At 40.7% G+C, this 18,622-nt stretch carries 15 protein-coding genes, 1 tRNA gene and 1 rRNA gene; 5 read left to right on the top strand and 12 right to left on the bottom strand.

Going from position 1 to position 18,622, the window contains the following annotated elements:
* From BMY21_RS08200 to BMY21_RS08165, 8 genes are all read right to left on the bottom strand, one after another.
* Positions 1-86 (bottom strand): 16S ribosomal RNA (locus BMY21_RS08200); the annotation flags it as partial.
* A 560-nt stretch (positions 87-646) separates the two neighbouring features.
* A complete protein-coding gene (locus BMY21_RS08195) occupies positions 647-1,363 on the bottom strand; it encodes a helix-turn-helix transcriptional regulator (RefSeq protein ID WP_143064192.1) in 717 nt (238 codons plus the stop codon).
* Between the two features lie 26 nt (positions 1,364-1,389).
* On the bottom strand, positions 1,390-2,676 hold the full coding sequence (locus BMY21_RS08190; RefSeq protein ID WP_074642693.1) for a S41 family peptidase: 1,287 nt from the start codon (positions 2,674-2,676) through the stop codon (positions 1,390-1,392).
* Between the two features lie 77 nt (positions 2,677-2,753).
* Positions 2,754-3,638 carry an SPFH domain-containing protein gene (locus BMY21_RS08185; protein ID WP_074642690.1) on the bottom strand — a complete coding sequence of 295 codons (885 nt, stop codon included), beginning with the start codon at positions 3,636-3,638 and terminating at the stop codon, positions 2,754-2,756.
* A gap of 46 nt (positions 3,639-3,684) precedes the next feature.
* Complete coding sequence (locus tag BMY21_RS08180) at positions 3,685-4,137, bottom strand: NfeD family protein (RefSeq protein WP_074642687.1); 453 nt, start codon at positions 4,135-4,137, stop codon at positions 3,685-3,687.
* 216 nt (positions 4,138-4,353) lie between these two features.
* Complete coding sequence (locus tag BMY21_RS08175; RefSeq protein WP_074642685.1) at positions 4,354-6,255, bottom strand: ribonuclease catalytic domain-containing protein; 1,902 nt, start codon at positions 6,253-6,255, stop codon at positions 4,354-4,356.
* An 83-nt stretch (positions 6,256-6,338) separates the two neighbouring features.
* Entirely contained in the window at positions 6,339-7,460 is a 1,122-nt protein-coding gene (locus BMY21_RS08170) for an ABC transporter ATP-binding protein (RefSeq protein WP_074642682.1), read from the bottom strand.
* A gap of 233 nt (positions 7,461-7,693) precedes the next feature.
* Positions 7,694-7,775 (bottom strand) — tRNA-Leu (locus BMY21_RS08165).
* A 162-nt stretch (positions 7,776-7,937) separates the two neighbouring features.
* On the opposite strand from BMY21_RS08165, the gene BMY21_RS08160 reads away from it, so the two are divergent.
* From BMY21_RS08160 to BMY21_RS08140, 5 genes are all read left to right on the top strand, one after another.
* A complete protein-coding gene (locus BMY21_RS08160) occupies positions 7,938-8,378 on the top strand; it encodes a hypothetical protein (RefSeq protein WP_074642679.1) in 441 nt (146 codons plus the stop codon).
* A 303-nt stretch (positions 8,379-8,681) separates the two neighbouring features.
* Positions 8,682-9,818 carry a sugar ABC transporter substrate-binding protein gene (locus tag BMY21_RS08155; RefSeq protein ID WP_074642677.1) on the top strand — a complete coding sequence of 379 codons (1,137 nt, stop codon included), beginning with the start codon at positions 8,682-8,684 and terminating at the stop codon, positions 9,816-9,818.
* Positions 9,819-9,891: 73 nt separating this feature from the next.
* Positions 9,892-10,884 (top strand): ABC transporter permease, encoded by a 993-nt coding sequence (locus BMY21_RS08150; RefSeq protein WP_083379788.1) that lies wholly within the window; start codon positions 9,892-9,894, stop codon positions 10,882-10,884.
* A gap of 14 nt (positions 10,885-10,898) precedes the next feature.
* Complete coding sequence (locus BMY21_RS08145; protein WP_074642674.1) at positions 10,899-12,395, top strand: sugar ABC transporter ATP-binding protein; 1,497 nt, start codon at positions 10,899-10,901, stop codon at positions 12,393-12,395.
* Between the two features lie 13 nt (positions 12,396-12,408).
* Complete coding sequence (locus BMY21_RS08140) at positions 12,409-13,395, top strand: ABC transporter permease (RefSeq protein WP_074642672.1); 987 nt, start codon at positions 12,409-12,411, stop codon at positions 13,393-13,395.
* A 74-nt stretch (positions 13,396-13,469) separates the two neighbouring features.
* Here the strand turns inward: BMY21_RS08140 and BMY21_RS08135 are convergent, their stop codons facing one another.
* The 4 genes from BMY21_RS08135 to ilvD form a co-directional block, all read right to left on the bottom strand.
* Positions 13,470-13,955: a hypothetical protein gene (locus BMY21_RS08135; protein WP_074642670.1), complete on the bottom strand. Its 486-nt coding sequence runs from the start codon at positions 13,953-13,955 to the stop codon at positions 13,470-13,472.
* A 22-nt stretch (positions 13,956-13,977) separates the two neighbouring features.
* Positions 13,978-14,550: a hypothetical protein gene (locus BMY21_RS08130; protein WP_074642668.1), complete on the bottom strand. Its 573-nt coding sequence runs from the start codon at positions 14,548-14,550 to the stop codon at positions 13,978-13,980.
* Between the two features lie 148 nt (positions 14,551-14,698).
* On the bottom strand, positions 14,699-16,759 hold the full coding sequence (gene fusA / locus BMY21_RS08125; protein ID WP_074642666.1) for an elongation factor G: 2,061 nt from the start codon (positions 16,757-16,759) through the stop codon (positions 14,699-14,701).
* A gap of 169 nt (positions 16,760-16,928) precedes the next feature.
* The gene (gene ilvD, locus BMY21_RS08120; RefSeq protein WP_074642664.1) at positions 16,929-18,614 is read right to left on the bottom strand and encodes a dihydroxy-acid dehydratase; all 1,686 of its coding nucleotides are present in this window, start codon (positions 18,612-18,614) and stop codon (positions 16,929-16,931) included.
* Positions 18,615-18,622 lie beyond the last annotated feature (8 nt).

Here is an 18,622-nt window from a genome sequence, read left to right as displayed (position 1 = left end):
TGCAAGCACCAATCTTACCGCTCGACTTGCATGCTTAAGACGCGCCGCCAGCGTTCGTTCTGAGCCAGGATCAAACTCTCCATGATTATTTCAATAGCCCGAAGGCTAATGATCTTCATAAACAGTTCAAACCAGCTTTTATCTATTTGCTGAATTGATTTACAATCGAGTTTTAAGAACTAAAACTCGCGGGTATGTTTTTGTTCGTTGATATAAAAAACATAAAAAATTATTTAGTCAGTTATTTCCTTCCCTGATCTGTCAAAGAACTTTTTGTTTGTTCTGTGTCGCAACTCAGTGTTGCGACGGTGAAAATGAATATATATCTTTCCCCGAAAACTGTCAATAGCTCATCCCGTTTTTTTTGTGTTTTTTTTCCTTTTTTTTTATTTTTTTGTAACTTTTTTTCTTCAGTATTCTCACATTTTTCCGGCTCATATCACCAGAAAATGTGCTCCCGCTGAAAAAGTACAGAGACTGCGGTGAGCCTCGTCGCTCCGCTCGTATCTTCTGCCGAACCGGCGGCCTCAGTATCGGCTCAATGCAGTCTCTGCCCTTTTTCCGCTCCGCTCATTTTCTGGCGCATGCACGGAGTTCTGGAAGAGATTTCTGTCAGTGAAAAATAACAAAAAAAACTTATTCTCGATTAATCGAATTTATACCCGATAAACAACGCCTTGAGATCTGCCTTGCCGTCAATTCCGAGAACTGAGTAAATGTGTGCTAAATCTTTTTTAATTGCACTTTCACTGACATTATGTGTAATTGCAAGTGCTTTAATGGTAGTGTTATTAACAACTGTCTCTTTTATACAGTCAATCTGACGATCAGTGAATTTATAATCATCAAGATTGATTTCTCCCGAATCTTTTTTCTCATACGCGTGGCGGAACAAAAGATTGATACAGCCGATTGTTGCAAGGGAGAAAAGCGTAATTCCTATATATTCAAAAAAGCTGCGAACTCCATAAGGAATTACAAAAATCATTTTTGCAACTTCCAGTGCTAGATACACACTAAGCCTTACCTTTGAAGCAAGCCGGTTTTCTGTCATCAACAGAAAAAACAGAATGGCCGTTATGAACAACGCAGTATAGACTCTGCCTGTATAAAGATACGAAAAGGCAAGTGTTTCAAGGGCAATATAATAAATACTATGATGGGTATAAAAAAAGAATGAGAGCACACAAAGCACCAGCGCTACTCCTTCTGCAGAATACGAAACCGTTCTGGAAAAAGGCATAACACTCAGTTCGTAGAAAAAATCTGTAAACACATTCATCAGAATCATGGTAATCAGATAGATAGAGCCAATCAGGGCCATGAGTCTAAATGGTTTGTCTAAAAACTTTTTAATATTCATAGTCATATTATACCACATAATTCAGATTATTTTTGAAAATATTCATAAATTGCGTTATAAATTGTATCTTCACCCTTCATAAAGTCTTCAAACTTTTCAAAAACTTCTACATCCGGCAGAGTACCACGGTGAACATCTGAATGGGTCACTTCTCTGGCCCGCTTATACAATTCCGGAACATCTTCATCAAGCTGTTTTGGAAAGGCAAAATCACAATTTAAGGCATTCAGTTTATTGGTTAATGGTCTGTTTGTATAATTAAAAACTGCCTCTCCGGTTTCTTCTCCAAAGATTTTTACATCCGGATAATTTCGGATAAAATCATTCATAAACCAGGTTGCACAAGACGCCGTCCTTCCCGAAGTAATCATTGCAAGGTTATATTTATCAAATTCAGATTTATATCTCCATAGTTCATTATTAATCATAAATTCCATAGTGGCGTATCCACCCGGATTATATCGCAGATCAAAAACTACGGTATTATATTTTCCTGTCTGCAATTCTGAAATTATATCAGCAAACCATTTCTGACAGGTATAAGATTCATCTTCCAGACACCTGTTGTACTGAACATACAATGCCTTCTTTTCCTCTGAAGTTACAATTCTGTAATTCTTACTTGTATCATAATGATTAAAATTATTTGCTTTTTCTGGTGTTATTTTTACGAAGCGCTTAATTTTCGAAGGATTAAGTGCCTTGCATTTTATAGTTTTTATTTCTCCATCGCGTGATTCAAGAGAAAAGCTTACCTTTCCATTCTTCTCTACAAGTCCGGCACTCTGAAATTTTACATAGCTTAAAGGTGCTTCTAAATCATATTTTTCACCAGTAACAGTTTCATAAGAATAAACTGAAAGATCAAGAAGTCTGCGGCGTGCTTCTTCAACTGAACATTCCCCTATTTTTACAAGCTTCCAGCCAAGATATTTTTGATATTCTGGAATAGTCCAGTAAATATGATAATCATTTCCAAAACAGTAAAAGTAAAATGGCAGAATTTTTGAATATAAAACTGAAGAATCCAGAGGCAAAAGATTAAGATGAAGACATTTGTATTCTTTTAGTATTTTCTGAATTCTGAAAAAACATTCCAGCCGGTCTGCCTTACCGGCCTTCACATCAGCTTTAAGCTGTTCAAAAGGCTCCGGATTATAAAGCTCTCTAAGTGAAGAATACTCCATATCCAGCTGTATTTTCTGGATATCAAAACACAACTGCTCCGGAGTAACATTTTCTTTCTGATTTTTACAGGAGATAAAACCTACAAACAAAGCAAGTAACAATATTGATAAAAAACTTTTTTTCATATTTTCCCCTAAAAAAAGGGGCAGTCTCGACATACTCAACTACCCCTCTGTGAACTCCTCAACTCCGTGAGGATTTTTTATTTCTTCGCAATCTCAGCTACACTTGTAACTACACCTGCTAAGTTCTGCAAATCTGATGGAACAATAATCTTTGTTGCCTGACCGTTACTTGCAACTTCGAAAGCTTCGAGGCTGCGGAGCTTAAGAACCTTGTCGTCCATTCCAGCATCGCGGAGCATCTTAAGACCTTCGGCCTTAGCCTGCTGAACTTCGCGGATAGCTTCAGCTTCACCCTTTGCCTTCTGAATTGCAGCTTCCTTGTGCGCTTCTGCTTCAAGAATCAAAGCCTGTTTCTGACCTTCAGCTTCGAGGATTGCAGACTGCTTGTGACCTTCTGCAATAAGAATCTGCTCACGGCGCTCGCGTTCAGCTTTCATCTGCTTTTCCATTGCATCGCGGATTGCTGCTGGAGGTTCAATATTCTTAACCTCTACACGGTTTACCTTGATTCCCCAAGGATCTGTTGCTTCATCAAGAATAGAACGCATCTTAGTGTTGATAACGTCGCGGCTTGTCAAAGACTCATCAAGCTCCAGTTCACCGATAATGTTACGCAAAGTTGTAGCACTAAGATTTTCAAGAGCGTTGATTGGTTTTTCAACACCGTATGTATAAAGCTTTGGATCTGTAATCTGAAAATAAACTACAGTATCAATCATCATAGTTACGTTATCACGTGTAATTACTGGCTGTGGAGGAAAGTCAAAAACTTTTTCCTTCAGAGAAACCTTCTTGGCAATACGGTCAAGAAACGGCATCTTCACATGAAGTCCTACATTCCATGTTCCATGGTAAGCACCAAGGCGTTCAATAACAAAAGCATTAGACTGAGAAACAATTCTGATGTTTGTAATAATCAGAATCATAACCAAAACTGCAACTGCGATAATTACGTAAATCATTTCTAAATCCTCCTAATTCACTGTCATCCCGAACTTGTTTCGGAATCTAAATCTGTTTTACATATGCCGTAACACCGGCAATTTCTTCGACAATGCACTTACTACCCTCTTCAAGAGTGATATCCTCTTTTACGGCAGCAGTCCATTCCATACCATTGATTTTTACAGAACCCTTGTCGAGAGCTGTGATTTTCTTTGTAACTACTGCTATCTGTCCTATAATCCGCTCATAGTTTGTTGCTATCTTTTTCTGATTAAGCTTCTGCTTTACAACAGGACGTGTAAAAATCAAAAGCACAAGAGCAAGTGCAACAAAGATGAATAACTGAGCTGGAAAAGGAAGAGGCGTAAATGCAAGGAAAACCATGACAAACGCACTGATTCCAAACCAGATGGTAGTAAGGGAAAGAGTAAGAGATTCAATCAACACACAGATAATTGTAATTCCAACCCAGACCCAGGGAAGATTATCAGCTAAAACTGAAATAATACTGTCCATATCTACCTCCTAACCTCCGCGGCAGCGGTCGCACAAGGATGTGCGATACCGCAGTTTTGCGGAAGCAAAATCTGCTGAGTAAGACCGACGCATACGGCCTTACCTCACGAGTCTAATATACGGCCAGTGTGGTGAGAATTCAACGGTGACAATGGTTACATTCTGGTGACTTTTGTCACCGGGATAGGGGTAACTTTGGTTATTAAGAAGGTGACTTTAGTTACGCTTAAAATCTACCTTCTGTTCCGGGATATCAACCTTAGAAACTTTAAGTCGTGCAGCATCATTCAACTGAACGTCGCTGCAGTTATGAAGTGTTGCCTGCATATCCAATGAAGGAATTAAGAACAGCGCATCGTTTCCGCGGCGGTCAATGCAGAAAGCTTCGTATTCCTGATCTGGATTCTGCAGAAGATAAACAAGTTTCCAGTGAGTATCGCTCTGGCGGCTTGCTTTTTTTGCTGCAATCGATGCAGCATCTCCGGCGGCAACACGTTCGAGCATATCGTCTTTTGCAATAAGATGGCGGCCATCAATAAAGGCGCGAAGCTGTTCATGAGAAATCAAATCTCCGTAACGGCGAAGCGGCGAAGTTACCTGACTATAGAATGAAACGCCAAGCCCTGCATGAGGAGCAGGTGTAATTCCAACAGAACGTTTTCTCATGCACTTAATACGGGCAAACTGTCCTGCCCAGCCATCCGGAAGATTTCCAGGAAAATCCGGTGCTTCCTGACTAATATACATAAACGGAATCTGATTTTTGAAAGCAAAACGGGCAGCACCCTCCCCGGCTAAAATCATCAGTTCCGCAATCATTTCATTTGATTCAAGACGAGCCTCAGGTTCAATTGTTACTTTCTTTGTTTCCTTATCTACAGAAATATCAACCTCAGGCATCTGAATTGTGACAGCCCCATTCTTTTCGCGCCGCTCACGGTTTTTGCGGGCAATTTCAAAAAGTGGCTTAAGTTCAGCATCTTCCTTATGCTCTTCTGCATATTTATAGGTAAGGCGTTTTACTTTAACATTTGTTTTGAAAACCTGACACTCTTCAATCTGACTTTCATCATCAAGCTTGATTCTGAAAGACAAGGCATGACTATCTTCTTTTAGGCCAAGAGCATAATCTTCAAGGCAGCTTTCACAAAGCATACGCGAAGTTCCTTCAGGAATATACAAGGTAGTTCCGCGGTCTCGCGCCGCTATATCAATTTTTGAATCAGGTTCAACAGAAGAAGCCGGATCTGCAATATGAACCCAGAGGTACTCACCGTCAAAAGCAACAGCGTCATCAGGGTCTGCAGAATGTTCACTGTCTATAGCATAAGCAACACCCGGAACATCAAGACGTTCTTCTTCAGGCATTGCTCCAAGCTGATCTTTAGCAGAATCAAAGCTGAATCCAAAACGTGTCGGATACGGATTTTTTGTAAAGTCCCAGATACCAGTATCAATCAAAAGCTTATGTGCCGCTTCTATAGTCTGGGAAATACCTGCATCAGCAAGCACCTTAGACTTATCAGTTTTACAAAGGGCAAAAGCTTCAACTTCACCCATAAATTTTGCATCTTCCGGCAGGTCAAGTTTACGAGCTTTAAGACGAGCAATAAAAGCAGCCCTTATTTCAGACTCATGCTCTTTTTCATATTGTTTTTTAGCAAGTGCTTCAATCTCATCAGCAGAACGGAGCGTAAAAGAAATCTCACCGTTTTTCAGAGCATCCTGTGAAATCTGAAAATGAACATCCCCGGCAGCAACAGAATACAAAGCCCACGCTTCATCAGCCTTAAAACCACCGCGAGAATATTCAGCTAAATCAGAAAGAGAAATTGCTTCACTGGCAGTAGACTCATCAGACATCAAAAGCTCGTAAGTTTCTACAAGCTGAGCCGCCATACCTTCTGTTGAAAAACCAAGCACAGCATCCAGAGAAGAACACGGACCTTCATGCAGAAGCACCACATCCTTTTCACGAACCTTCTGCTCACCATAAACGGCTTTTTTTCCGCCCGGACTCGCAGGCTGTGTACAGAATTTAATGATATATTTATCGCCGTCGCGGTCATTAACAACCGCAGGCTGATTTTTATATAAAACAACAGAAAGTTTATTCATAGCGCCTATACTATCAGAAAAAAAAGATAAAAAAAAGACCGCCCATTCGGACGGTCTTTGTATTAACTATGACAAGAAGTTAATTACCACTTCTTTTCAATGCTGTCACAGATGTTGAGCTCGCCTTCGTCGAGAGCGAAGAACTTAGCCTTTTCCATGTTAGGAACAACGTTTACTGAGTCCCCTAGGCGGAATTCAGCATTTGCAGTTGTCTTAGCGATGATAGACTGACCTTTGTTAGAAACAAGGTAGAGGTGTGTTTCAGCACCAAGTGGTTCCTTGTTAGTAATCTTCATCTGCATATCATCTTTTGCAGCTGGCTTGTCAACGTATGTGAGGTCTTCAGGACGAATACCGAATGATACTTCCTTACCAACATAGTCTTTCAAGCTCTTAGCCTGCTCGTCTGTAGGGTTGATTTCGAAAGAACCTTCGTCACAAACGATCTTACCGTTCTTCTCAAGAACCTTTACAGTCAAGAAGTTCATTGGAGGAGTTCCGATGAATCCTGCTACGAACTTGTTGATTGGGTTGTTGTAGAGGTAAAGTGGAGCACCAATCTGCTGGATAACTCCGTCCTTCATTACAACGATCTTTGTACCAAGAGTCATAGCTTCGATCTGGTCGTGTGTTACGTAGATCATTGTAGCCTGGAGTCTGTTATGAAGACCAGCCAATTCAGAACGCATTGTTACACGGAGCTTAGCATCGAGGTTTGAAAGAGGTTCATCGAACAAGAATACTTTAGGGTTACGTACGATAGCACGACCTACAGCAACACGCTGTCTCTGTCCACCAGAGAGAGCCTTTGGCTTACGATCGAGGTACTGTGTAAGGTCAAGCTGTTTAGCAGCATCGCGAACACGGCGATCGATTTCTGCCTTGTCCATCTTACGAATCTTCAATCCAAATGCCATGTTATCATAAACAGTCATATGTGGATAAAGAGCGTAGTTCTGGAATACCATGGCGATATCACGATCCTTTGGAGGAACGTCGTTCATTTCAATACCGTCAATGAAGAGCTTACCTTCAGTAATATCTTCCAAACCAGCAATCATACGGAGAGTTGTTGACTTACCGCATCCAGAAGGACCTACGAATACGCAGAATTCCTTGTCTTCAATAGTGATATTAGCATTGTTTACAGCACGAACACCGCCGTCGTAAACCTTACCAATACCTTTAAGTTCTACCTTTGCCATTTTATGTGGCCTCCTTAAGGGTTATATTATTAGACCTATTGTAGCACATCCACGGCAGAAGTCAACAGAGATTTTTCGTATAAGTGTGATTTTTTCGGGATATAGATACATAGGGGAAAGTCTTCCCCTCGGCCGCACTTCGTTGCGGCCTACCCTTTCTAACGGGGGCTCCGCCCCCGTAACGCCCCCATCCGAGGTTAAAAAGAAAAGGCTTCCTTATTCAGGAAGCCTTTTGCGGAGGAGCCGACTTGAACGGCCACGACTAACGTCACAAGCACCTCAAGCTTGCGTGTCTACCAATTCCACCACCCCCGCGCGGAATGTGATAATGAATATATCAAAAAGAATATTTTATGTCAATGCAAATATCGCATATTTTAAAAAATATTTTTTCTTAAAATTGACAAACTGATTCTTCACATTTTTTTATCTATAGGATATTTTTAAATAGATTTTCAACTTAGGAGGAAAAAAAGTATGAAAAGAAAAATGTTATTTGGACTGTTTTTAGCAGTTATGGCTCTCGCATTGGCAGGATGTAAACAACCAGAAGAAGATCATGGTACAGCACCAGTTATAAATGAATTATTCTGTACTAACAAAAAACCAGTAATTGATACTGATACAGGTATCCAAAACTGGCCTAGATTAACTACAGTTTCAAATTCAGATCATTTTGCTGTAGTTGTTGATTTTTATGATCCAGACTTTGATGTAACAGAACTGCGTATATCTTTTGATGACTTCAAAACCTATGACACATTACAAATAACATCACAAGATTATGAGTATCAAGCTTCATGGTGGAACGAAATTTATTTTAATTTTACTGGAACTTATACTGTAAAAGCATATCTTGTTGATAAGAAAGGAAATAAAAGTCAAACTATCACTAAAACCATTACTATCACAGACTAATACATAAAAATCAAAATGATAAAAGCTGAATCTTCCAATTTGATTCGTTTTTTAGAATAAACCAACAACATCCAACAACCAGCTGCACACTTCCTGCTGCAGCTGGTTGTTTTATCGTAAAATATCTAACAATTTTTACCAAAAATTTTTAAAGTTTTCTAAGAAAAATCCCCTACACTATGTTTTTGCACTAAACATACCTAAAAATTTCAAAATAAATTCCTAAAAATCTTTATTCAATTCTCACAAATTCCACTCTATGATTGGGCTATAAAAAAATGCATCTATTAGGAGGAAAATTAGATGAGAAAAATTTTAAGTATGCTCGTTACTGTAGCTTTACTTGGAACGGCTCTTGTTTCTTGTTCAAAGAAGCAGGCAGGATCTAGTGCATCTTCTGAAGAAAAGAAGATTAAAATTGGTGTTTCTATCTGGAGTTCTACTGATACTCTTGGTAGCCAGTGTAAGCGCATCGTAGACGCAGCTGCAAAGGCCCTCGACGTACAGGTTATGTATGTTGACCAGGGACATATCTCTGAGAACGTAACAAGCTCTGCAGAAACTTTGAGTGCTGCCGGTTGTGACGGTATCATCATCTGTAACTCAGCTTCTGCTGAAATGACTTCTGTAATCAACACATGTACACAGAACAAAGTTTACTGTGCACAGTTCTTCCGCATCATCAGTGAAGAAACAAACCCTAACGAATATGCTCTTGCTGCAAGATCTCCATACTTTGTTGGAGCTGTACATGAGAACGAAGTAGAAAACGGTGAAAAACTCGTAACAATTCTTGCTGAAAAAGGAAATAAGAAAATCGCTCTTGAAGGATGGGAAGCTGGTGACGCTACATTCCTTCTCCGCTGGAAGGGATACAAGCAGGGTGTTGAAAAGTGGAATGCTTCACACTCTAACAAAATTGAACTTCTTGAACCACAGTACGGTGGAACAACATCTGATACAGGACGTTCTACTGCAGAAGCTATCATCAACGCTAACCCAGACATCGACGCTTTGATCGTTGCTGGTGGTGGTGGAGATACTCTCGTAGGTGCTCTTGCTGCTATTGAATCTATGGGTAAGAAAGGAAAGATCGCTGTAGTTTCTACAGACTTCCTTGCAGACCTCGACGAACAGCTTAAGAGCGGTGGTATGGCTGCTGAATCTGGCGGACACTACTGTGACCCACTTATCGCATTCATGCTCGTTTACAATGCAATCAAAGGAAACTATGCCGTATCAACAAATGGTTTCTATGACGTAAACTTCCCATATCTTTATGTTGCTTCTCCAGAAGACTATGCATCTTATGCTAAGTACTTCGTAGATGCACTTCCATACAACCAGGAAGAACTTAGAGCTATGGCAGCACTTTCTGAAAAAGAACTTGAAGTTGCAACTGCAAAACTCTCTATTGAAGATGTAAAGAGCCGCAGATAGTCTCTTTTATTAAAAAATATCAGGGGAGCAGCACAATTATTTTACTGCTCCCCTTTTTTTAGGATGTATAAAGATGGGTGATTTTGAAAAAGCAATAGCAGGCAACGGACGTTTTGCCTCATTCAAGAAGAGCCGGTATTTTGGTGTTACGACTCTTGTTGTTTTAGCAATCTTGTGCTGGGGAATCTTTAAACTCTTATCTCCTCAGAATTTTGGAACACCAAAACTTATGTCTGACTATCTGCAGACAAGTATTCAGTATGCCGTAGGCGGCTGTGGATTTTACTTTATTGTTGTAATGGGACTTTTTGATTTCTCCATTGGAGCAAACATTGTTCTTTCATCAATGGTAGGTGTTTTACTCTCAAGACACCTTGGCTATGTTGGCCTTATTGGCGGAACCTTACTTACTGGTGCTTTAATAGGTTCTTTTAATGGATTTTTTTATTCTAAGCTTAGGATCCCTTCGATGATTGTAACCGTAGGTCTTATGCTTATTCTCGAAAGTGTTGCAAATTATGTTGTACGTCTTGATACATCCGGATTCCCTGGAAAATTGACTAATGCTAATATCCTGGCATTCAATCACGCACCATGGAATTATATTGTTGCATTCAGTGCATTCTTACTGATGGTATTCATTTTAAGATTCACAAGAATCGGGACTTACTGTAACGCCATCGGAAGCAATGAGCTTGTTGCAAAGAACATGGGTATCAGCGTAGAAAAATATAAATTTATCGGATTTGTTCTTCTTCACTTCTTCGTAGGTATTATGGCTCTTTTGACTGTAAGCTACGGAAAAGGAATTCTGGCTGTTACCGGAATGACAAGTATGGACCGCAACTTTAAACCTTTGATGGGAACCTTCTTCGGTATCGCCTTCAAAAAATATGGCTGTCCGGTTACTGCTATTGTAATCGGTGAGTTCATTATTACTATGATATTTAATGGACTTGTTGCTCTTGATGTACCTACAACAATCAATGACTTTGTTACAGGTGCAGTTCTCCTTGCAATCGTAACTCTTACCAACCGCGGTAAGATTGGCAGTGTAATTAAATAAGTTGAGGGATGCAAATGAGTCAGGTACTTTTAAAAGCAGAAAACATAAACAAATATTTTGGTGCGACACATGCAGTTGCCGATCTTAATCTGGAGTTATTTACCGGTGAGATTCATGGTCTGATTGGTGAAAATGGTTCTGGAAAATCAACCTTCAGCTCCATGCTGTGTGGTATTCATACAATTTCAAGCGGAACATTAACTCTGATTGGAAAAGAAATCAAACCAAAAAGTCAGGTTGAAGCAAACAAACTTGGTATTTCTATTATCGTTCAGGAAATGGGAACTCTGCCAGGTCTTACTGTTGCAGAAAATCTTTTCCTTGGAGAAGAAGACAGATTCATGCACGGAATTGTAAAAGATTCCAGAGCAATGAATAAAGAAGCTCAGAAACTTCTGGATTCTTATGGTTTTAATCATATTAAAGCTTCAAAAATGATTGACCACTATTCTTTTGAGGAACGCAAGCTTGTTGAAATTGTAAAGGCAACTTACTTTAATCCAAAGATTCTTGTTGTAGACGAAACTACAACTGCCCTGAGTCACGACGGACGTCAGGAACTTTTTAAGGTTATGAACAAAACCCGCGAAATGGGTTCAACCGTAATCTTTATTTCACACGACCTTGATGAAGTTCTTGAACATACAGACCGCGTATCAGTTCTTCGTGACGGTGTTCTGGTAAGAACTCTGAATACACAGGAAGTTACAACCGATGACCTTAAACGCGAAATGGTTGGCCGCGAACTTAAAAACAAGTATTACCGCACTGACTACGACGAAGAAGTTTCCAACGAAGTTGTTCTTTCTCTTAATGATGTAAGTGTTCCAGGCGAGTTCGATAACATCAATCTTGATTTACACAAGGGAGAAATTATCGGAATCGGTGGTCTTTCGGAATGTGGTATGCACGAAATTGGTAAAGCTATTTTTGGTGCATCCTATAACAGAAAAGGAAAAGTTATCTTAAAGAATGGCTACGAGGTAAACAGTATTCCCGGAGCAATCAAGCATAGTATCGCTTATGCTTCTAAGGATCGCGATAACGAATCTATAGTTATTGCAGATTCTATCGGCGACAATATTATTCTTCCGTCTCTGGATGATCTTTCTAAAAAAGGTTTCCTGAATCTGAAGGCAGCTGCAAGCTTTGCCCAGAAGTTTGCAGTACAAATGAGTACAAAGATGACTGGAATTAAACAGTATGTTTCTGAACTTTCGGGAGGAAATAAACAGAAGGTTGTTCTTGCCCGCTGGATTGGAAAAGATTCTGATATTCTGATTCTGGACAGCCCTACCCGAGGTATTGATGTACGCGTAAAAGCTGATATTTATACCTTGATGAGTGAACTCAAAAAACAGGGTAAATCAATCATTATGATTTCGGAAGAGTTGCCAGAACTTTTGGGTATGAGTGACCGCATCTTTATTATGAAGGACGGCAAGTTCAATGGTGAGTTTAAACGCAGCCGCGAACTTGGAGAAAAAGACCTCATTGCAAAGATGATTTAATCAGGAGAAAAGTATGACAAATCAAATCGCATTTAAAGCAGAAAAAAAGATTACACAAGATGATTTGGCAAAAAAAGCAAAGAAACGGGAGCTATTTTCTAACTTTGGTCCTTTATTTGGCTTTATCGGAATTATCTTATTATTTTCAATATTGACTGGCGGAAAAATTGTTCAGCCTAAAAACTTAAGCCTTATGCTTAGTCAGGTCTTTGTTTTGATGACCTGCTGCAGCGGAGTATTTTTGATAATGACAGTCGGAGGCCTTGATTTCTCTCAGGGATCTGTTCTCGGTCTTTCATCAATAATTTTCTGCTGGGTTTCAATGTACAGCATACCGCTTGCAGTAATTGCATCTGTTGCTGCCGGAGCTTTAATGGGTGCCTTCAACGGCTTCTTCCATGTTAAGTTCAAGATTGCATCTTTTATCGTAACAATGTGTTCACAATATTTCTTCAGAGGTCTGTGTAAATACATTACAACAGCCGGACCTGTTCCTGCCAGCTATAATGTACTTTCTCTGGATCAGACCTGGTTCAAATTCCTTCTGATGGGAATTGTACTTATTGTTGTATTTGTTATCTGGCATTTTACAAGAGTCGGACCAGATTTAAGGGCAATTGGTGCGGGCGAAACTGCTGCAAGATTTTCTGGATGTCGACCGGATTTAAAAAAGTTTTTAGTTTATGTAAGTGCAGGAGCAATTACAGGATTTGCTTCGTTTATCAACGTTGTTCATGTAGGTGCCATAACAGGTACTGCAGGACGTCAGCTTGAAACACAGATTCTTATTGCACTTGTATTAGGTGGAATGCCGATTTCTGGTGGAGCAAAAGCACGGTTCTCAAATATCATTCTGGGAACCCTTACCTACTGTGTCCTCGAAAAATCGCTTCCTATGGTTTTCCCAGTGGCAGCAACACAGCAGCTTGTGAAAGGTATAATCTTTTTGATTGTAGTAGCATTAACTATTGATCATGAATCATTAAAGGTTATTAAGTAGAACTTCAGTTGCTTGTAAAACGTTTTTTGTGGCAGTGCCGGTTTTCCTTCTCCGGCACTGCCATTTTTTTTAACTTATTTCTTTCCGGTAGTCACACCAGCTTTCTGCAATGTTAATTTGCTGTCGAATTTATCGTCATACATTAATTGTACTGTAACCTCAGAAACAGGTTTAGCAACAACCTTGTAAACAAGCACACCTTTATTGGGAACTCCAGCCTTGATATTTCCAAGAGTTTTATACTCTTTTGAAATTTCAAGCCAGTAATTAGCTTCTGGAGAATTATCAATAACAGCCATAATAAGACCAGGAATATTTACATCAGATGTAAAGTTATAATGTACTTCAATAGTATCACCTGGAACCGGCATATTGTTCTTAAAGTATTTTGTAAACACAGCCGGTGTCTTATTCTGGTAATTAACACCATAAGGATTCTTAACAATTTCAATTGTCTTGACTTCGCTATCACCAAGATCAATTACCAGTGTTTTTGGTGCCGCAACAGCTGCTACCGTAAACAGTGCAGAAATAAGGGTAACAAGAAATAATTTTTTCACAATCTTACTCCTTTGATTGATTTTATGGCAGGAAAGTGATTTTCTTAACTGTAATAATTACAGTGTCATCACCTTTATCGCCTCCATTACCGTTTCCAGCCCACTGCCATGAATTAGCAAGTACACCAATACGAATTGCTTTTCCAGATTTTCCAGTAAGATCAATAGTTCTAGTAATTGTTCCGCTTGGCTCCTCTGCATCAACCCAGTCAAGTGGCTGACCACCGTTAAAGAAGGTCGCTCCTGATCCAAAATATTTTATACCAAACTTTGGCATAACTTCCGGTTTTTCCCATGAACCAGTTTTGTACTCAAATTCAATTTCACAAGAAGAATAATCTTTTAAATTGATTCCTGTCTTTCCATTGATATTGAAAGTATATCCTCCTCCACCATATCTGTACATAGCTGTATATGTTACAGATCCATCTTCACCGTAAACTCCATCTGCCAGTGTAGCATCTGTTCCCCATCGTGTACTTTCAGAGAAAGTAACTGAAATTGGTTCTACAGGTGCTGCATTCTTTTTTGGCGCAGCAAAAAGAGATCCAGCGAACAACATCATTGAGACAAAAATGAGACTTGTTTTTTTCATAAAATACTCCTAATTTTTTTTATTTATTAAATTATAAAACCAAATTAAGAGAAATCAATGAAAACATTGGGTAAATGACAAAAGATAAGAACAAACTCTGAATCGGTTAATTCTCTTATTCCGTCAAATCCCCTAGCAGAAAAAGGTTTTACAGATTGTTCAATCCGCCAACTTTAAGCTGGAAGTGGCTGAATTCCATAGAGAAGCTTGCACGGCCCTGTGTTGCAGAACGGAGATTTGTAGTAAATCCGAACATGTTAGCCATAGGTGCCTGAGCATGAATAACTTCACCAGTAGTCTTAGAATCCTGCCCCATAATGTTTCCACCACGCTGAGAAAGCTGGCTTGATGCAGGTCCCACAAATTCCTTAGGACATGCAATATCAACATTCATTACAGGCTCGAGGATTACAGGATTTGCAGCATTACATGCCTTATCAAATACCTGTGCAGCACAAGCTTCAAAAGCAAAAGTTGTAGAAGTAAGCTCGTTATAATTGATAGCAGTTACCTTTACACCAACATCAGTACAAGGGTAGCCGTATTTAATTCCAGAATTGAGAGATGACATAAAGCCACTCTTGATTGCTTCAATAATTTCATCAGGAACTTCTGCATGACGGCAGGTAATTTCAAAGCTGTTTCCACTACCCTGTTCACGCTGTTCAACTGTAATTGTAAGTCCGGCTGTATTTTCTTTTCCGGCAAGAACGCGGCTGAACTCTTCTGTAGCCTCAGCAGAGCCACTTACAGACTCGCGGTAAGTAACCTGAGGTGCTCCTACGTTACACTTTACGCCAAAATCATCGCGCATACGGGTAACAAGAACATCGAGATGAAGCTCACCCATACCAGAAATAATCAGCTGACCGGTTTCTGCATCTTCGTGACTTGTAAAGGTTGGGTCTTCGCGCGAAAGGATTTCGAGAGTTTCATTCATCTTATCCTTTTCGCTCATAGATTCCGGCTCAAGTGCAACAGAAATTACAGGCTGAGGGAACTTAGGCTGCTCGAGAAGAATTGGGAATGCTTCTGTTCCAATAGAGTCACCAGTCTGAGCAAGTTTAAGACCAATAAATACTGCGATATCGCCGGCACTTACTGAATCGCAAGGCTCACTCTTATTAGCATGCATTCGCAAAATGCGGTTTACACGTTCGCGCTTTTTCTTATTGATATTGAAAATCTGAGTTCCGGCCTGAATCTTTCCTGAGTACATGCGGACATAGCACAAAGGTCCCATTTCGCGGTCATACTGAATTTTAAATACAAGACCGAGAGGCATTTTTGAAACATCAGTTGGAACATCAACAGTCTCTTCTTCATCCTTCTTAATACGGATTCCCTTTGCAGCAGGAATATCGAGTGGACTTGGAAGATAATCGATTACAGCATCGATAAGTGGCTGAACCCCCTGATTGTGGCGGGCAGATCCCATTACAAAAGGAACGAAAGTACGTGCAATTGTTCCCTTACGGATAGCAGCCTTAAGCTGATCTACGCTGATGTCGCCGCCTTCAAGATAGATTTCCATCAAGGCATCGTCCGAACCGGCAACCATTTCAACAAGCTTTTCGCGCCATTCATTTGCCTGGTCTAGACGGCTTGCATCAACATCAGTTATATCAAAGGTTTCGCCTTCATCATCTTCATGCCAGCGGATTTCTTTCATATTAAGAAGGTCAATTACACCTTCAAAGTCCTGGCCTTCTCCAATTGGAATCTGGAGTGCAAGACAGTCTACGCCGAACTTTTCGTGAACATCTTCCATTGAGCCAAAGAAATCAGCACCAATGCGGTCCATTTTATTCATAAAACAAAGGCGAGGTACTGAGAATTCGTCAGCCTGCTTCCATACAGTTTCTGTCTGTGGCTGAACTCCGTCTACTGCACAGATAACTGCAACCGCGCCGTCGAGTACACGCAGAGAACGCTCAACCTCGGCAGTAAAGTCTACGTGGCCTGGTGTATCAATAATATTTATCTGATGATCTTTCCAGTAAGTTGTTGTGGCTGCAGAACAGATTGTAATTCCACGCTCCTGTTCCTGAGCCATCCAGTCCATTGTTGCCTGACCGTCGTCAATTTCACCAATCTTGTGAATTTTACCTGTATAATAGAGAATACGTTCTGTAGTTGTAGTTTTTCCAGCATCAATATGCGCCATAATTCCAATGTTGCGCATTTTTTCCAAATTATTCGTTGCCATAATTGGGTTATTATATAGTTTTTTATCTGCTTTGAAAAGTTAGGGGGTATAAAATAAAATTCCTCATAGAGCACAGAGGAATTTCTATTCGAGGATAGCACCCTTGCCAGGTCGCAGCCTGACGGCTTCTTATCAAGTTTTGCATTCGCAAAACTTGCAGGTTTACCGTCTACTCTAAAATTGCACCTTTATCTGCGGAACTAACTAATTTCGCATAACGTGCGAGATAGCCGGTCTTAACCTTTGGTTCCGGAGCTTTCCAAGCGGCACGGCGACGCTCGAGTTCTTCGTCGCTTACTTCAAGGGTAATCTTATAATTGTTGATATCGAGAGTGATTTTGTCGCCCTCTTCTACAAGTGCGATTGGTCCACCTACAGCAGCTTCCGGAGAACAGTGTCCGAGAGAAGCACCGCGGGTAGCACCAGAGAAGCGGCCGTCTGTAATAAGGGCAACTTCCTTATCGAGTCCCTGACCTGCAAGAGCTGCAGTTACTGCGAGCATTTCGCGCATACCAGGTCCGCCCTTTGGTCCTTCGTAGCGGATAACTACTACATCACCACTCTTGATTTTACGGTTCTGAACAGCATCCATTGCTTCACTTTCGTCGTTGAATACACGGGCTGGTCCTGTGTGCTTCATAAGTTCTTTTGCACAGGCAGAGCGTTTTACAACAGTTCCGTTTGGAGCAAGGTTTCCAAAGAGAATTGCAAGTCCACCATTGTCACTGAAAGGATTTTCAATTGGACGCAAAACTTCAGGATTGCGGTTACGAACGCCTGCGATATTTTCTGCCACAGTTTTTCCTGTAACAGTCATAAGGCTTGTATCAATCAGATTTTTCTTAGCAAGCTCTGCAAGAACAGCCTGAACACCACCCGCATCATCAAGTTCGCACATAAAAGTGTGACCGGCTGGAGCAAGGTGGCACAAGTTTGGTGTTCTGTTAGAAATCTCATTAACCATATGAAGGTCAATCGACAAACCTGCTTCATGTGCAATTGCAGGAAGGTGAAGCATTGTATTAGAAGAACAGCCGAGTGCCATATCAGCAGCAAGGGCATTCTCAAAATTTTTCATTGTAAGCATGTTGCGCGCAGTAATTCCACGCTCAAACATTTCCATAACCTTCATTCCGGCTTTTTTAGCCAGAGCGATACGGCGACCGCTGACAGCTGGAATTGTTCCATTTCCAGGAAGACCAAGTCCGATAGACTCTGTAAGACAGTTCATTGAGTTTGCTGTGAACATACCAGAGCAGGCACCACAGCCAGGACAAGCTACAGTTTCCATTTCACGAAGCTGTTCTTCTGTAATACGTCCGCTGGCAACTGCACCAACAGCTTCGAACATATCTGTCAGCGACAAATTACGTCCGGCATAAGGATTAGAAGCATCAGCTCCAGGGAGGTGACCAGGCATCATAGGACCGCCGCTTACAAATACTGTAGGCAGATCTAGGCGGGCTGCAGCCATCAGCATACCAGGAACAATTTTATCGCAGTTAGGAATCATAACGAGGGCATCAAACTGATGAGCCTTTGTCATACATTCAATTGAGTCGGCAATGAGTTCGCGTGTAACAAGGGAATATTTCATTCCTTCGTGACCCATGGCAATACCGTCACAGACACCGATTGCAGGGAACTCTACAGGCGTTCCGCCAGCCATACGGATGCCGGCTTTTACAGCTTCAGCAATGCGGTCAAGTTCAATATGACCTGGAATAATCTCGTTTTTAGCACAACAAACGCCTACGAGCGGGCGGTCTAATTCTTCATCAGTATAACCCATTGCATAAAACAACGAGCGGTGTGGCGCGCGGGCAACACCTTTTTTAGCGTTATCACTTTTCATAGAGGTCC

The organism is Treponema bryantii, from assembly GCF_900111035.1.
In the GTDB taxonomy this organism is placed as follows: Bacteria; Spirochaetota; Spirochaetia; order Treponematales; family Treponemataceae; genus Treponema_D; species Treponema_D bryantii_C.
This window is presented reverse-complemented; position numbering and strand designations above follow the sequence as displayed.

Bases quoted from the DNA above. Each gene is read 5' to 3' on its own strand.
- BMY21_RS08160 (WP_074642679.1), top strand. From the start codon at position 7,938: ATGAAAAGAAAAATGTTATTTGGACTGTTTTTAGCAGTTATGGCTCTC.
- BMY21_RS08145 (WP_074642674.1), top strand. From the start codon at position 10,899: ATGAGTCAGGTACTTTTAAAAGCAGAAAACATAAACAAATATTTTGGT.
- BMY21_RS08140 (WP_074642672.1), top strand. From the start codon at position 12,409: ATGACAAATCAAATCGCATTTAAAGCAGAAAAAAAGATTACACAAGAT.
- BMY21_RS08155 (WP_074642677.1), top strand. From the start codon at position 8,682: ATGAGAAAAATTTTAAGTATGCTCGTTACTGTAGCTTTACTTGGAACG.
- BMY21_RS08170 (WP_074642682.1), bottom strand. From the start codon at position 7,460: ATGGCAAAGGTAGAACTTAAAGGTATTGGTAAGGTTTACGACGGCGGT.
- BMY21_RS08175 (WP_074642685.1), bottom strand. From the start codon at position 6,255: ATGAATAAACTTTCTGTTGTTTTATATAAAAATCAGCCTGCGGTTGTT.
- BMY21_RS08190 (WP_074642693.1), bottom strand. From the start codon at position 2,676: ATGAAAAAAAGTTTTTTATCAATATTGTTACTTGCTTTGTTTGTAGGT.
- fusA (WP_074642666.1), bottom strand. From the start codon at position 16,759: ATGGCAACGAATAATTTGGAAAAAATGCGCAACATTGGAATTATGGCG.
- BMY21_RS08150 (WP_083379788.1), top strand. From the start codon at position 9,892: ATGGGTGATTTTGAAAAAGCAATAGCAGGCAACGGACGTTTTGCCTCA.
- BMY21_RS08180 (WP_074642687.1), bottom strand. From the start codon at position 4,137: ATGGACAGTATTATTTCAGTTTTAGCTGATAATCTTCCCTGGGTCTGG.
- ilvD (WP_074642664.1), bottom strand. From the start codon at position 18,614: ATGAAAAGTGATAACGCTAAAAAAGGTGTTGCCCGCGCGCCACACCGC.
- BMY21_RS08195 (WP_143064192.1), bottom strand. From the start codon at position 1,363: ATGAATATTAAAAAGTTTTTAGACAAACCATTTAGACTCATGGCCCTG.
- BMY21_RS08185 (WP_074642690.1), bottom strand. From the start codon at position 3,638: ATGATTTACGTAATTATCGCAGTTGCAGTTTTGGTTATGATTCTGATT.
- BMY21_RS08130 (WP_074642668.1), bottom strand. From the start codon at position 14,550: ATGAAAAAAACAAGTCTCATTTTTGTCTCAATGATGTTGTTCGCTGGA.